Raw genomic sequence first — 12,845 nt, forward strand, 5'->3', positions numbered from 1 at the left:
GGTACTAGTGGTGGACGCCGCTGGCTCCGAACCACCGCTCCCCCTCACCCAGCCTCCGCTTCGCTCGGCTGACCTCTCCCCGAGGGGAGAGGAGGCTACCAACGCTGGCGCCAGCCTCTTCTCCCCACCGGGGAGAAGGTGGCCCGAAGGGCCGGATGAGGGGGCCGCCTCGCGCAACCTCTCGCAAGAACTCGCCGGCACTCCGTCGGTGTCGGAGGCATCCGCGCTCGCGGTTGCCGGGGCCGGCGCAAGACTGCTCGGGCCTCGCACGGTGCTTGGCCCGGTCACCTGCGCCATCGCCATCAGCGGAGATGCGCCATGACCGTCCATTTCATCGGTGCCGGCCCGGGCGCGGCCGATCTCATCACCTTGCGCGGCGCGCGGCTGCTGGCCAGTTGCCCGGTCTGCCTCCATGCGGGTTCGATCGTAGCGCCGGAGTTGCTCGAGCATTGCGCGCCCGGTACCAAGCTGATCGACACCGCGCCGATGTCGCTCGACGAGATCGAGGCCGAATATGTCGCCGCGCACAAGGCCGGCCAGGATGTCGCGCGCCTGCATTCCGGCGATCTTTCGGTGTGGAGCGCCGTCGCGGAGCAGATCAGGCGCCTGGAAAAGCACCGCATCCCCTACACGTTGACGCCGGGCGTGCCCTCATTCGCGGCGGCGGCGGCGGCGCTTCGCCGCGAGCTCACCATTCCCGAGCTCGCGCAGAGCCTGGTGCTGACCCGCGTTTCCGGCCGCGCCTCGAAGATGCCGCCGGGCGAGACGCTGGCCGGCTTCGGCCGCACCGGCGCCACGCTCGCCATTCATCTTGCCATCCACGCCATCGATCGCGTCGTTGCCGATTTGACGCCGCTTTACGGCGCCGAGTGTCCGGTCGCGGTCGTCTTCCGCGTCTCCTGGCCGGACGAACGCATCCTGACCGGCACGCTCGGCACCATCGAAGCGCTGCTGGCGCAAAACCCTATGGAACGCACGGCAATCATCTTCGTCGGCAGTTCCCTCGCGGCTCAGGATTTCGGCGAAAGCTCACTCTACGACGCCCATTACCAGCGGCGTTTTCGCGGACGGGACGGATTGTGAACGGCGGCGCCAATATGAACGGACGGGCAAATGTGGATCAGGCGCTGGCGCGGCTGAACTTCAAGCCGCGCGAGCTGGAGCCCGGCCACGTCTGGCTGGCCGGCGCCGGCCCGGGCGATCCGGGCTGCCTTACGCTTGAGGTGCTGGCCGCGCTCGGGCAATGCGACGCGCTGGTCTATGACGCGCTGGTCTCGCCCGATGTCGTGGCGGTCGCTCAAGGCGCTGAGCTTTTCTACGCCGGAAAACGCGGCGGCCAACCTTCGATGAAGCAGGACGATATCAATGCCCTGCTGGTGCGGCTGGCGCGCGAAGGCCGCCGAGTCGTGCGGCTCAAGGGCGGCGACCCCTATATTTTCGGCCGTGGCGGCGAAGAGGCTTTGGCGCTCGCGGGCGAAAAAATTCCGTTCCGAGTGCTCTCCGGCCTGACTTCAGGCCTCAGCGCGCTTGCCGCAACCGGCATTCCGGCCACCATGCGCGGCATCAACAAGGCCGTCATCCTGGCGACGGGTCACGCGGCGGGCACTGATGACGATATCGACTGGACGGCGATCGCCCGCACCGGACAGCCGGTCGTCGTCTATATGGGCATGGCCAATCTTCCCCGGATTGCGGCCGCCCTGCTTGAGGGCGGCCTCGCACCTTCGACCCCGGCCGCGGTGATCGTCGCGGCAACCACGCCGCAGGAACGCATCGTTGTCGCCACGCTCGCCACCATCGCCGAGGAGGCCGCGGCCGCCGGGCTCGCCTCGCCGGCGCTGATCGTGGTCGGCGGCATCGTCGCCATGCGCGCGGCACTGGCGGGCGGCGCATGACGGCGCGCGCGATCATCATCGGCGCGCCGCGCTCCGGCTCGGGCAAAACCAGCGTCACCATCGGCCTGTTGCGCGCGCTCGCCCGGCGCGGCCTGAAGGTGCGCGGCGCGAAATCCGGACCGGACTATATCGACCCCGGCTTCCACACCGCCGCCACCGGCTTGTCCTGTGTCAATCTCGACAGTTGGGCGATGTCGCCTGCCCTGCTCAATGCGCTGGCGGCCCAAGCCGCGGACGATGCCGAATACGTCATCCTCGAAAGCGCGATGGGCCTGTTCGACGGAATCCCCGCGCCGGAAGGCCGCTCCGGCTCGGCCGCCGATCTCGCCCGGCTCTACGGCCTGCCGGTGCTTCTGGTGCTCGATGTTTCCGGACAGTCGACCACGGCCGCCGCCGTCGCCAAGGGTTTCGCCACCTACGATCCGGATGTCCGCATGGCCGGCGTCGTGCTCAATCGGCTCGGCAGCGAACGCCACCGGCGGCTGTCCGGCGACGCCATCGAAGCGATCGGCCTGCCCGTGGTCGGCGCCATCCTGCGCGATCCGACGCTCAACCTGCCGGAGCGGCATCTCGGCCTCGTCCAGGCCGGCGAGTACGAAAACCTGATGGCGCATCTCGACCGCCTGGCCGACATGGTCGAGAAGTCGCTCGATATCGACGCTATCCTAGCGCTGGCCACTCCGTTGCAACCGGCAGCCGGCGACTTCGGTGGTGCCTTGCAGCCGCCCGGGCAGCGCATCGCACTGGCGGAGGACGCCGCCTTCACGTTCCTCTATCCGCATGTCGCCACGCATTGGCGCAGGGCCGGCGCCGAGATCGTGCCCTTCTCGCCGCTGGCCGACGAAGCGCCGGCTGAGGACTGCGATGTCTGCTGGCTGCCCGGCGGTTATCCCGAACTCCATGCCGGCAAGCTTGCGGCCGCGACAAACTTCCAGGCGGGAACAACGCGATTCGCGGCGGCGAAGCCGGTTCACGGCGAGTGCGGCGGCTTCATGGTGCTGGGCGAAATACTGGAAGACGCGGAGGGGACAAGCCACAGGATGCTTGGCCTGCTTGGCCATTCGACCAGCTTCGCCAGGCGCAAGATGAATCTCGGCTATCGAGAGGCGCGATTGCGCGCCGCCTGCCCATTAGGACCCGAGGGCACGTTGATCCGAGGCCACGAATTCCACTACGCGCATATGACGGGCACCGGCAATGACGAGCCCTTGGCCGACCTTGCCGATGGCCAGGGCAATCCGCTGGGCGCCTCCGGCTACCGGCGTGGCCATGTCAGCGGCACTTTCTTCCATGCCATTGCGAGGAGCGCATGAGCGGCCCTTCCGCGCCAAGGCAAGTGCTTGACGATATCGGCCTCAGCCTCGTCTTCTTCACCCGGCTGCGGTTGCCGTCGAGCGATTTCGGCGGCCGCAGCCTGGCGGATGCGATCTGGGCGGCGCCCTTTGCCGGTCTCGCCGTGTCGATCATCGGCGCGCTGGTCTATGCGATCGCCGCGGTCTTCGGCGTCGCCGCCGCACCGGCCGCGGCGCTCACCCTCGCCGCCACGATGCTCGTCACCGGCTGCCTGCATGAGGACGGACTTTCCGACATCGCCGACGGTTTTTGGGGCGGCAGGACGCGCGACAGGAAGCTGGAGATCATGCGCGATAGCCGCATCGGCGCCTATGGCGCGGCCGCGCTCGGGCTGTCGCTGCTCATCCGCTGGAGCGCGCTCTCCGAGCTCGCCGGTCCCGGCCACATCTTTCTCGCGCTGCTTGCCGCGCATGCCGGCTCGCGCGGTCTGTTCGGCGCATTCATGCATCTTCTGCCGCCGGCCCGCGCCGACGGCCTGTCCGCCAATGCGGGCTCTGTCACGGCCGAGACCGCGATCATAGGTGCTGCGCTCGGCGCGGTGGCGCTGCTGGCGCTCGGCTTTGCCGGCGCGATCGCGGCGCTCATACCGCTCGGCCTGGTCTTCGCGGGCTTCCGCGCGCTTTGCCTCAGCCAGATCGGCGGCCAGACCGGCGACACGATCGGCGCGCTGCAGCAGCTTGGCGAGATCGCGATTCTTCTCGCCGCTTCCGTTTGCCTTTCCTGATTCTCTTTCGGAGACCTTGCCCCCATGTCCCCCCAATCAGCCGCGTTCAAATCGCTCGAAGACCTTCGCGCCGCCTGCCTCGATCTTCCAGCCGGCAGCGACACCGCCGCCGCTGCCGTCGCAAAACGCCAGGACACGCTGACCAAGCCGCCAGGCAGCCTCGGCCGGCTGGAAACGATCGCCGCCTGGCTCGGCCGCTGGCAGGGCCGCGACATGCCGAAGCTCGATGCGGTCAAAGTCTTCGTCTTCGCCGGCAATCACGGCGTCACCGCGCAGGGCGTCTCGGCCTATCCCTCCGAGGTTACGGTGCAGATGGTGGCGAACTTCGCCGGCGGGGGTGCCGCCATCAACCAACTGGCCCGCATTGCCGGCGCCAAGCTCGACGTCATCCCTCTCGATCTCGATCATCCGACCGGCGATTTCACGATAGCGCCGGCAATGGACGAGCAGGCGTTCCTCGCCGCCGTCTCGGCCGGCTACGATGCCGTGACCAAGGACCTCGACCTTGTCTGCTTCGGCGAGATGGGCATCGGCAACACCACGCCGGCGGCCGCGATCTCGACGGCCCTCTTCGGCGGCGGCGCCGAAAAATGGACCGGGCGCGGCACCGGCGTCGATGATGCCGGCATGAAGCGCAAGGTCGTGGCCATCGAGGCGGGCCTCAAGCGCCATGCCGATTCGCTCTCGGACCCGCTGAAGATCGCTGCTGCCCTTGGCGGACGGGAACTGGCGGCCATCCTGGGCGCCACGCTCGCCGCGCGCAAGAACAACGTGCCGGTGCTGCTCGACGGCTTCGTCTGCACCGCCGCCGCAGCGCCGCTTGCGAGACTGCACCCGACCGGGCTGGCCCACACCGTCGCCGCCCATGTCTCGGCCGAAGCCGGCCACCGCCGCCTGCTCGAAGCCCTCGGCCTGCCGCCGCTGCTCGACCTCGGCATGCGGCTCGGCGAAGGCTCCGGCGCCTGCCTTGCCGTCAACATCGTGCGCTCGGCGCTGGAATGCCATGCCAGGATGGCGAGCTTCGCCGAGGCCGGAGTTTCGGAGAAATAGACGACGACCCGAACGACCGGTGAACACATAGGGCGTTTCGGTCTTTCCGTGAAACGGCAAAACGCCCCGGTCAGTCTCGAAGGATCGACGATCAATACCGCGCGGCGATGCCGGCGACCGCGCGGGTAGGTTCATTGCGATGAGGCAGTGAACCCGCATTGCTTCTGTTCCATCTCGATCTGCTTGGTGATGCGGACGGCGTTCTGCGCATAGGCTTCCGTCACGGAGCCGCTGTTGACGGTCTTATCCTTCAACGGGCTGACGGCTGCGCAGAGATGGAAGACATGCGGCTCCGACGACTTCGCGGCTCCATTTTCCGGCGCGATCCAGTACACGACATCCTGACCGGCAGGGTGGCTCGCATCCTTCGTCGCCGCCGTCACCGCTGCGGTATCGGTGGCGATCTGTTGAGCCTGGGCGGCGACCTCGGGCGAACAGGCCGTGGTCGGCTGCCCGGCCCTGATCTGGGCCGCGCAGGTGTTCATGTCCTGGGTATACTGCTCGACTGACGGGGGCTTGAAGCTGACACCCGTGATCGTTGCGAGCACCGCCAGCACAGCACCGACGCCGCCCGCAACCTTCTTGGTCTGCGGATCCATGTTCTTGTCGGTGAGGATGAGGAAAACCAGCGGGAGGAAGGCGATCAGCGTGATGATCGCGCCGAGCTGGTTCTGGAAGAAGAATCTGGCCGTGTCGGATGCGCGGGCCGGATCGTGCCGGTTGGCGGCCTTCCACAGCAAGTTGCCGGCGATGGCGAAAACCGCGATCCCGACCAGAAGGCCGATCAGCAGCGGCAGGTTGCCCTGGTCGAACTTGTGCTTGTAGAACAAAACGATCCCGGCAATTTCGCCACCGATGGCGACGATCCACGAGAGCGCGGCAAAAAGTCGGAGGCGGGTGGCGGCTGATTTTTGGCCCTGCGTTGCTTGCCAATCCTTGGTGACGTCTGCGGCCGGCTTGTCGTCGGTCATGACCAGTTCCCCTGAAATCGACGCTTTTGCAGGGCGGCATCAACAAAAGGCCAACTCGCCCGGCGCGGCATCATTGAACGAACGTCTCGTCTTCTGCCTTCGCGACGCAGCGAAATGTGAGCGCAACGACAGGCCACGCCCCATCCATATTGCGCATGAGCGGAGGCGTCCATACTCCAATGTGCGGTAGCGGTGCCCTTCCCCTCTCCGGCTCGAACTTGATCCTGCCTTCGCCGGCGATTCCGCACGGGCTGCCGTGACCACGGGACCGGTCGAAGCAAATCAGGCCCGTACTCCGGCACCGGCCGCCAGGCGGGAAGACGAAGTTCTTCTCCGCAGGCCAAAAAAATACTGGGAAAAACCAGAGACTAGATGGTGGGTGTGCACAGGATCGAACTGTGGACCCGCTGATTAAGAGTCAGCTGCTCTACCAACTGAGCTACACACCCACACCGCCGGAAAACTCAGCGTCGCGGCGCATATAGCCGCCGCTTTCGGGGATGTCTAGCCCTGCCGGATCATTTCCCGACAAATCGCCGAATTGCCGCAGACATCACACAAACAGCCTGCCTTCCGCCACCTTGATCGCATGGCCACCGATGCGCGCGGAGGCCAGTTTTCCGCCATCGACATTGAGCTCGAGACGGATTCGCGACGGCCGGCCCATTTCCAGCCCCTGCTCGATCCAGAGCTGCGAGATGCCGTCGGTTGGGGCGTCGAAATGCATGATGGCGCCGGCGAAAGCGGCCGCGGCCGAACCGGTCGCCGGATCTTCATAGGACGGGGTGCCGGGCACGATCATGCGCACATGGAAGGCGCTGTCGTGATGCACCGTCTCGCGGCAATAGACATACGGGCTGGCGAAGGCCCATTCGCTCTTGCGCGGCGCCAATTCCGACCATGCCTGGTTGTCGAGCCTGATCTTGGCCGCTTCCTCCAACCCGGCAACCGGAATCGTCACATAAGGCACGCCGGCCGACCAGAAGGCGACGCGGTGATTCTCGAAGCCGATCTCGTGCGGGGCAAGGCCGAGCGCCGCGCCAATCGCCTCCGGATCGGCCTTCAGCTCCAACGGTTCCGGCAGTTTCGCCAGGTCGAACTCGGCGAAAGTCGAGCCGTCATGCTTGCTCACCGCGCAACGCACCGGTCCGATATTCTCCTCCAGCACGAAGATGCCGGCGGCCTCGCCGGCGAGTTCCGCCAGCGCGATCGCCGAGCCGACCGTCGGATGCCCGGCGAACGGCATTTCATAGTCGGGTGTGAAGATGCGGACCCGGTTACGATGCTTCGGATTGTCCGCAGGCAGCACGAACACCGTCTCGGACAGATTGAATTCGCGGGCGATCGACTGCATGGCGGCAGTGTCGAGCCCGTCGCAGTCCAGCACCACCGCCAGCGGATTTCCAGCCAGCCTTTCGGTGGTAAACACATCGTAAAGCAAGTAGTTGCGCGCCATGGAGTAAACCTTTCGCCTCGTCCCGAATTTCTGCCTCATCCCAACATGAGGGAAATTTAATTTGAAATTCGAACCTTAAGGCCTGATCTGTGCACGGATAGGGACATCGATTTTCAGCATAGGGGTCCGGGGTGGATCAGATTGTCAATCCGCCAAAGGCGGAATCCGGTACTTCCATAGAGGCAGCGCTCGGGCTCGACCGCAAGGGCGTAAGCCGCAAGCGTCGCCGCTTCTGGTTCTATGCCCTGCTGGCGGTAGCGATCGTCGCGGCCGGCATCGTCCTCTATCGATGGTATGCCGCGGCGCCACCCAGGATCGAATACACCACCGTGCCCGCGGCGATCGCCGACCTCACCGTCGAGGTCTCCGCCACCGGCACGCTGCAGCCGCTGACCCAGGTCGATATCTCCAGCGAGCTTTCCGGCATCGTCCGCTCGGTCGCGGTCAGTGAAAACCAGCAGGTCAGGAAGGGCGACGTGCTGGCGACGCTCGACACCGCCAAGCTGGAGGTCCAGATCGAGCGCGCCACCGCCTCCGCCAAGGCGGCTGCAGCCAGCGTCGAGGACGCCAAGGTCACCTTGCAGGAAAACGAGAACGCGGTTGTGCGCGCCAGCGCGCTGACCAAGCGCGGCATGGCGACGGACCAGTCGCTTGAGGCAGCGACCGCGACGCGCGACCGCTCGAAGGCGGCGCTCGACAGCGCCGAGGCCAATCTCGCCATCGCCCAGGCCGACCTCAAGGCGCAGCAGACCGATCTCGCCAAGAGCACCATCTACGCGCCGATCGACGGCATCGTGCTGACGCGCTCGGTCGATCCCGGCCAGACGGTCGCGTCCTCGCTGCAGGCGCCGGTGCTCTTCGTCATCGCCGCCGACCTTCGCAACATGGAATTGCAGGCCGCGGTCGACGAGGCCGATATCGGCGCGGTCAAGCCCGGCCAGCATGCGCGCTTCACCGTCGACGCTTTCCCGGACCGCCCCTTCGACGCCGAGATCCGCGACATCTCCTACGCCTCGGTGACCACGGATGGCGTCGTCACCTACAATGCGCGCCTCGAAGTCGACAATAGCGAGCTTCTTTTGCGGCCCGGCATGACGGCGACGGTATCGGTCGTCACAAGACAGGCCAAGGGGGTGCTGACCGTCCCCTCCACTGCCTTCCGCTATCGCCCGATGCAGCAGCAGGCGCGCGGCTGGAGCTTCAGCGACCTCTTCACCGGGCGCATGGGCCGCCCCAACCGGCAGCGCGAGGCGACGAAGGCGCCGACCGACGGCTCGCGCACGCTTTATGTGCTGGAGAACGGCCGGCCCCATCCCGTCAACGTCAAGATCGGCTCGACCGACGGCGAGTTGACCGAGATCACGTCCGGCCTCGACGCGGGCGCCGCTGTGATCACCGGCGCGCAGCAGCGGAGCTGACGGCATGTCGGCCCCCCTGCTCATCACCTTCGACAAGGTCTGGAAAAGCTATGGCGAGGGCGAGGCCCGCGTGCATGCGCTGGCCGGCGTCGATCTCGCCATCCGCAGAAGTGAATTCGTCGCCATCATGGGCCCTTCCGGCTCAGGCAAGTCGACGGCGATGAACATCATCGGCTGCCTCGATACGCCGACGGCCGGGACCTATTCCTTCATGGGCGTCGATGCGGGCCGCCTCGATCGCAACCGGCGCGCGCTCTTGCGTAACCTCTATGTCGGCTTCATCTTCCAGGGCTACAACCTGTTGCCGCGCACCACCGCCGCGGAAAATGTCGAGCTGCCGCTGATCTATCGCGGCGTCGCCGCGCGCGAGCGCCGCGATCTCGCCATGCAGGCGCTGGCCCAGGTCGGACTTGTCGGGCGCGAGCATCACACTCCGGCCGATCTTTCGGGCGGCCAGCAGCAGCGCGTGGCGATCGCCCGCGCCATCGTCACCAGGCCGACGCTGCTGGTTGCCGACGAGCCGACCGGCAATCTCGACACGGCGCGCACACATGAGATCATGGAGCTGCTGACCAGGCTTAACGCCGAGCTCGGCCTCTCCATCGTCATGGTGACGCATGAGGCCGATGTCGCGGCCTATGCCGGCCGCACCATCCGTTTCCTCGATGGCCATGTCGCCTCCGATACCCTGAAAACGGAGGCAGCGGCATGATCTGGGAGACCGTCCGCCTCTCGCTGCGCTCGATCCGCCGCAATGTGTTGCGCTCGTTCCTGACGCTGCTTGGCATCGTCATCGGCGTCGCGGCCGTCATCGCCATGCTCACCATCGGCTCCGGCACGACGGAGAAGGTCAAGGCCGACATCTCGAAGCTCGGCAGCAACCTGCTCGTCGTTCGCGCCGGCCGGCCCGCGGGGCCGGGCGGACCGGGAGGCCTCGACCAGGCGGTGCGGCCGCTGGCCGAGAAGGATGTCGCCGCGCTCGTCGCGCATCTGAGCGGCGCCCGCGCCATTTCGCCGGCCTCGCAAAAGCAGGTCCGCGTCATCTTCGGCACCGAAAGCCTGACTTCGGGCGTCACCGGCACCGACAGCGCCTATCTCGACGCCCGCGACTGGAAGCTGGTCTCCGGGAGACCGTTCAGCGATTCCGAAACGCGGGCCGGCGCGGGCGTCTGCCTGATCGGCGAAACCGTCCGCCAGCAGTTCTTCGGCGCCGGCGATCCGGAGGGCGAGATCATCCGCGTCAACCGCACCTCGTGCAATATCATCGGCCTGCTCGAGCCCAAGGGCTATACCGGCTTCGGCCAGGACCAGGACAACGTCGTGCTGATGCCGCTGCACGCCTATCAGCGGCGCATCGCCGGCAACCGCGACATCGACAACATCTATATCGCCGCCGACGACCGTACGCCCACCAGCGAGCTGCAGCCGCGCGTCGAGGACATTTTGCGCGACACGCGCCGCATCACGCCGGACCGCGATCCCGACTTCGCCATCCGCGACATGACCCAGATCGCCGATGCGATGACCAGCGCCACCACCACCATGACCGGCATGCTGGGCGCCGTCGCCGGCGTCAGCCTGCTGGTCGGCGGCATCGGCATCATGAACATCATGCTGGTCTCGGTCACCGAGCGCACACGCGAGATCGGCATCAGGCTGGCGATCGGCGCGCATGAAAAACACATCCTCATCCAGTTCCTGGTCGAGGCGACGGTGCTGTCGCTGCTCGGCGGCATCATCGGCATCCTGATCGGGCTGTCGCTGGCCGGCGCCGCCTCGGTGGCGCTGACGATACCCTTCGCGCCAAGCCCCGCCGTCATCCTGCTCGCGGTCGGCTTCTCGGCGCTGATCGGCATGGTGTTCGGCTTTTTCCCGGCACTGCGCGGCGCCCGCCTCGACCCGATCGACGCGCTGCGGCATGAATAGCCAGAGGCAACGTTCTGCGCCTGTTGCCCGATCTTGAGGTGACATAGCGCTGACGGAGCGGCGTGGGTGCTGCTAATCGCCGCCGAAATGCCACGCGATCAGCGGCTTCATGTGGGGCATCAAGCCATCGGGCAGATCGCCGGCATTGCGGATGATCACCGGACCTTCGATCTCCGGCTCCGCCTCGGCTGCGACAAAGGCGCTGATGCGCCGCGCCAGCTCGTCGGCCGTTTCGGCCACGCGGTAGCGGCGGAAGATGACCGTGCCGCTCGCCGTCGATAGCGCATGATAACGCGGTCCGCGTTCGGCCGTCGAAAGATCGAGCCCGGTCTCCTCCCTCACCTCGCGGATCATGTTGAAGTCGACATCGACGAGCCCATCGCGAAAATCGATCGGCTCGAACGAACCGGCGGCGAAGTAGACGCGGCCGGCATTGACCGTATGCGATCCCATGCGGATCGCCACCAGCGCATTATCGCCGGCGACCAGCATGGCATGCGCATAGGCGTGCTCGGCGCCGGAATTCTCGCGCCGCTTGCGCCACAGCATGAAGGTCGAATAGTTGACCGCGTGGCAGCGGCCGACGAGGCGGCCGTCCCGGTAGGCAAGCCCGGAAAGCAGCACCACGGTGCCGTCGAACAGCGCCGGATTGGCGGCAATCTCCTCCCGCCAATTCTCGGCGATCGCCGCCGCGTTGCTCAACGCGAAGGGATGCGGGCTGGGATCGAGGCGGACGTCGACCGCATCGACCGGCAGGATGACGTTGCGTGGCAGATCGAAGCTCAAGAGGGTCACGCCATGTCCAGTGCGATCACCACCGGGCAGTGGTCGGAGGCCTTTGGCCTGTCCCAGCCGGCGCGTGGAAACCGCTCCACCTCCTGTCCCGGCGGGAAGATGGTGCGCCAGGGCTGGCCGTTGCGGATGATGTCGGGAACGGCGGTGGCGTTCTTCGCGGCCAGGGCCTTCGACAGCAGGAGGTAATCGAGCTGGCAGAGATGCCGCTCCTCCGGGCCGCGCGTGTGGTAGAAGCTCCAGCGGTCCATCTCCGGCCGCCGCTCGACGACATTCTCGCAAAAGCCGCCGGCGGTGAGCACATCGACTGAGGACCTGGCTTCGTCGACGACCTCGAAACGGTAGCCGTCGATGGCGTCGCCCTCGATCTTCACGCGCTGCCGGTAGTCGTTGAGGTCGCCGCAGATCGCCCAGCGCTTGCCGGCGGCGTGATCCTTGCCGAAACGCTCCTCGATGATGCGGCGCACCGCTTGCGCCTCGGCGATGCGCAGCGGCATCGACGCCTGGCGGCCGTCCAGCCCGTTGCGTGGCGGCCCCATCGATTTGAAATGGACGAGATAGAGCGTCAGCGGCGCGCCGCCGACCCTCAGGTCGATCTCCAGGCAATCGCGGCGAAAGATACGCTCGGTGGCGAGATAGCCGAGCGCGGCGAGTTCCGGCGTGAACAGCCCGAACTCCTCGAAGGTGACATAGGCGTGGCTGGTCATGCGCACGAATTCGATCGGCTGCCCTTGCGCGGTCTCGTTGCGCATCATCACGGCGACATCGATGCCGCGCGTGTCGTTGCCGGCGGTGGTGTATTTCTGCCGGTAGCCCTGCCCGACCATCTTGAACAGATAGCCATATTCGAAGGCCTTCAGCGCCTCGATGTTGTCGACCTCCTGCATGCAGATGATGTCGGCGCGGGTGGCCGCGATGGCGAGCGCCGTCAACTGGCGGGTGTCGTCGGATTGGGCGATCGTGCGGGCCTGTTCGAGGATGCGGTATTCGGCCTCGCTCTGGATGTCGAACAGGGCCAGCGTGCGGTCTTCATTGAGCTGGTTGCGATAGCCCGAAAAATCGAACCTGCTCATCAGGTTCTCGACATTGAAGGTGGCGAGGCGCAGCGACATGGCCGTGACCTTTGCCCGCAAGCGCAGGCGAAAACAAGAGCCAGGCAATGCTCGCCATGGTTGATGGAACCTTTCCGTTCATCCCCCGTTCAGACGACAAGTTCCAACAATAGGCCTTTCCCCGGGGTGCTCTGGGCGTGGGGCCTTT

The 12,845-nt window shown here is 66.4% G+C and carries 12 protein-coding genes, 1 tRNA gene and 1 pseudogene; 9 read left to right on the plus strand and 5 right to left on the minus strand.

From position 1 onward, the window contains the following. Window positions 1–175 precede the first annotated feature (175 nt). From MJ8_RS20810 to cobT, 6 genes and pseudogenes are all read left to right on the plus strand, one after another. Window positions 176–322 (plus strand): annotated as a pseudogene (locus tag MJ8_RS20810) (cobalamin biosynthesis protein); the annotation flags it as partial. Then, a complete protein-coding gene (gene cobM, locus MJ8_RS20815) occupies window positions 319–1,083 on the plus strand; it encodes a precorrin-4 C(11)-methyltransferase (RefSeq protein WP_201410625.1) in 765 nt (254 codons plus the stop codon). The pseudogene MJ8_RS20810 and the gene cobM, both read left to right, overlap by 4 nt. 14 nt (window positions 1,084–1,097) lie before the next feature. Further along, the gene (gene cobA / locus MJ8_RS20820; protein WP_201410626.1) at window positions 1,098–1,895 is read left to right on the plus strand and encodes a uroporphyrinogen-III C-methyltransferase; all 798 of its coding nucleotides are present in this window, start codon (window positions 1,098–1,100) and stop codon (window positions 1,893–1,895) included. After that, window positions 1,892–3,208 carry a cobyrinate a,c-diamide synthase gene (locus MJ8_RS20825; RefSeq protein WP_201410627.1) on the plus strand — a complete coding sequence of 439 codons (1,317 nt, stop codon included), beginning with the start codon at window positions 1,892–1,894 and terminating at the stop codon, window positions 3,206–3,208. The genes cobA and MJ8_RS20825 overlap by 4 nt, the downstream gene beginning before the upstream one ends. Beyond that, window positions 3,205–3,972, plus strand: a complete 768-nt coding sequence (gene cobS / locus MJ8_RS20830; protein ID WP_201410628.1) for an adenosylcobinamide-GDP ribazoletransferase — start codon at window positions 3,205–3,207, stop codon at window positions 3,970–3,972. The genes MJ8_RS20825 and cobS overlap by 4 nt, the downstream gene beginning before the upstream one ends. A gap of 24 nt (window positions 3,973–3,996) precedes the next feature. Continuing rightward, complete coding sequence (gene cobT, locus MJ8_RS20835) at window positions 3,997–5,022, plus strand: nicotinate-nucleotide--dimethylbenzimidazole phosphoribosyltransferase (protein ID WP_201410629.1); 1,026 nt, start codon at window positions 3,997–3,999, stop codon at window positions 5,020–5,022. A 131-nt stretch (window positions 5,023–5,153) separates the two neighbouring features. Here the strand turns inward: cobT and MJ8_RS20840 are convergent, their stop codons facing one another. From MJ8_RS20840 to MJ8_RS20850, 3 genes are all read right to left on the minus strand, one after another. Continuing rightward, window positions 5,154–5,993 carry a hypothetical protein gene (locus MJ8_RS20840; protein WP_201410630.1) on the minus strand — a complete coding sequence of 280 codons (840 nt, stop codon included), beginning with the start codon at window positions 5,991–5,993 and terminating at the stop codon, window positions 5,154–5,156. 373 nt (window positions 5,994–6,366) lie between these two features. Next, window positions 6,367–6,442: transfer RNA gene (locus tag MJ8_RS20845), tRNA-Lys, on the minus strand. Between the two features lie 104 nt (window positions 6,443–6,546). After that, window positions 6,547–7,449, minus strand: coding sequence for a PhzF family phenazine biosynthesis protein (locus tag MJ8_RS20850; protein ID WP_201410631.1), 903 nt, complete (start codon window positions 7,447–7,449; stop codon window positions 6,547–6,549). Between the two features lie 131 nt (window positions 7,450–7,580). Here MJ8_RS20850 and MJ8_RS20855 point away from each other — a divergent pair, with 131 nt between their 5' ends. Genes MJ8_RS20855 through MJ8_RS20865 form a run of 3 tightly spaced genes read left to right on the plus strand, consistent with a single transcriptional unit; the run spans window position 7,581 to window position 10,793 of the window. Further along, window positions 7,581–8,867, plus strand: a complete 1,287-nt coding sequence (locus MJ8_RS20855) for an efflux RND transporter periplasmic adaptor subunit (RefSeq protein WP_201410632.1) — start codon at window positions 7,581–7,583, stop codon at window positions 8,865–8,867. A gap of 4 nt (window positions 8,868–8,871) precedes the next feature. Continuing rightward, on the plus strand, window positions 8,872–9,579 hold the full coding sequence (locus MJ8_RS20860; protein ID WP_201410633.1) for an ABC transporter ATP-binding protein: 708 nt from the start codon (window positions 8,872–8,874) through the stop codon (window positions 9,577–9,579). Further along, the gene (locus tag MJ8_RS20865) at window positions 9,576–10,793 is read left to right on the plus strand and encodes an ABC transporter permease (protein ID WP_201410634.1); all 1,218 of its coding nucleotides are present in this window, start codon (window positions 9,576–9,578) and stop codon (window positions 10,791–10,793) included. Before MJ8_RS20860 ends, MJ8_RS20865 begins: the two co-directional genes overlap by 4 nt. 72 nt (window positions 10,794–10,865) lie before the next feature. On the opposite strand, the gene MJ8_RS20870 is transcribed toward MJ8_RS20865, so the two are convergent. Both MJ8_RS20870 and MJ8_RS20875 read right to left on the minus strand, forming a co-directional pair. Beyond that, window positions 10,866–11,579, minus strand: coding sequence for a hypothetical protein (locus MJ8_RS20870; RefSeq protein WP_201415515.1), 714 nt, complete (start codon window positions 11,577–11,579; stop codon window positions 10,866–10,868). A gap of 5 nt (window positions 11,580–11,584) precedes the next feature. Next, complete coding sequence (locus MJ8_RS20875) at window positions 11,585–12,697, minus strand: endonuclease/exonuclease/phosphatase family protein (RefSeq protein ID WP_201410635.1); 1,113 nt, start codon at window positions 12,695–12,697, stop codon at window positions 11,585–11,587. Window positions 12,698–12,845 lie beyond the last annotated feature (148 nt).

Origin of the sequence: Mesorhizobium sp. J8, from assembly GCF_016591715.1 — a bacterium.
GTDB lineage: Bacteria > Pseudomonadota > Alphaproteobacteria > Rhizobiales > Rhizobiaceae > Mesorhizobium.

Excerpts from the sequence above, each read along its gene's own strand:
- cobM (WP_201410625.1), top strand. The coding sequence starts at position 319 with ATGACCGTCCATTTCATCGGTGCCGGCCCGGGCGCGGCCGATCTCATC.
- cobA (WP_201410626.1), top strand. The coding sequence starts at position 1,098 with ATGAACGGACGGGCAAATGTGGATCAGGCGCTGGCGCGGCTGAACTTC.
- MJ8_RS20825 (WP_201410627.1), top strand. The coding sequence starts at position 1,892 with ATGACGGCGCGCGCGATCATCATCGGCGCGCCGCGCTCCGGCTCGGGC.
- cobS (WP_201410628.1), top strand. The coding sequence starts at position 3,205 with ATGAGCGGCCCTTCCGCGCCAAGGCAAGTGCTTGACGATATCGGCCTC.
- cobT (WP_201410629.1), top strand. The coding sequence starts at position 3,997 with ATGTCCCCCCAATCAGCCGCGTTCAAATCGCTCGAAGACCTTCGCGCC.
- MJ8_RS20840 (WP_201410630.1), bottom strand. The coding sequence starts at position 5,993 with ATGACCGACGACAAGCCGGCCGCAGACGTCACCAAGGATTGGCAAGCA.
- MJ8_RS20850 (WP_201410631.1), bottom strand. The coding sequence starts at position 7,449 with ATGGCGCGCAACTACTTGCTTTACGATGTGTTTACCACCGAAAGGCTG.
- MJ8_RS20860 (WP_201410633.1), top strand. The coding sequence starts at position 8,872 with ATGTCGGCCCCCCTGCTCATCACCTTCGACAAGGTCTGGAAAAGCTAT.
- MJ8_RS20865 (WP_201410634.1), top strand. The coding sequence starts at position 9,576 with ATGATCTGGGAGACCGTCCGCCTCTCGCTGCGCTCGATCCGCCGCAAT.
- MJ8_RS20875 (WP_201410635.1), bottom strand. The coding sequence starts at position 12,697 with ATGTCGCTGCGCCTCGCCACCTTCAATGTCGAGAACCTGATGAGCAGG.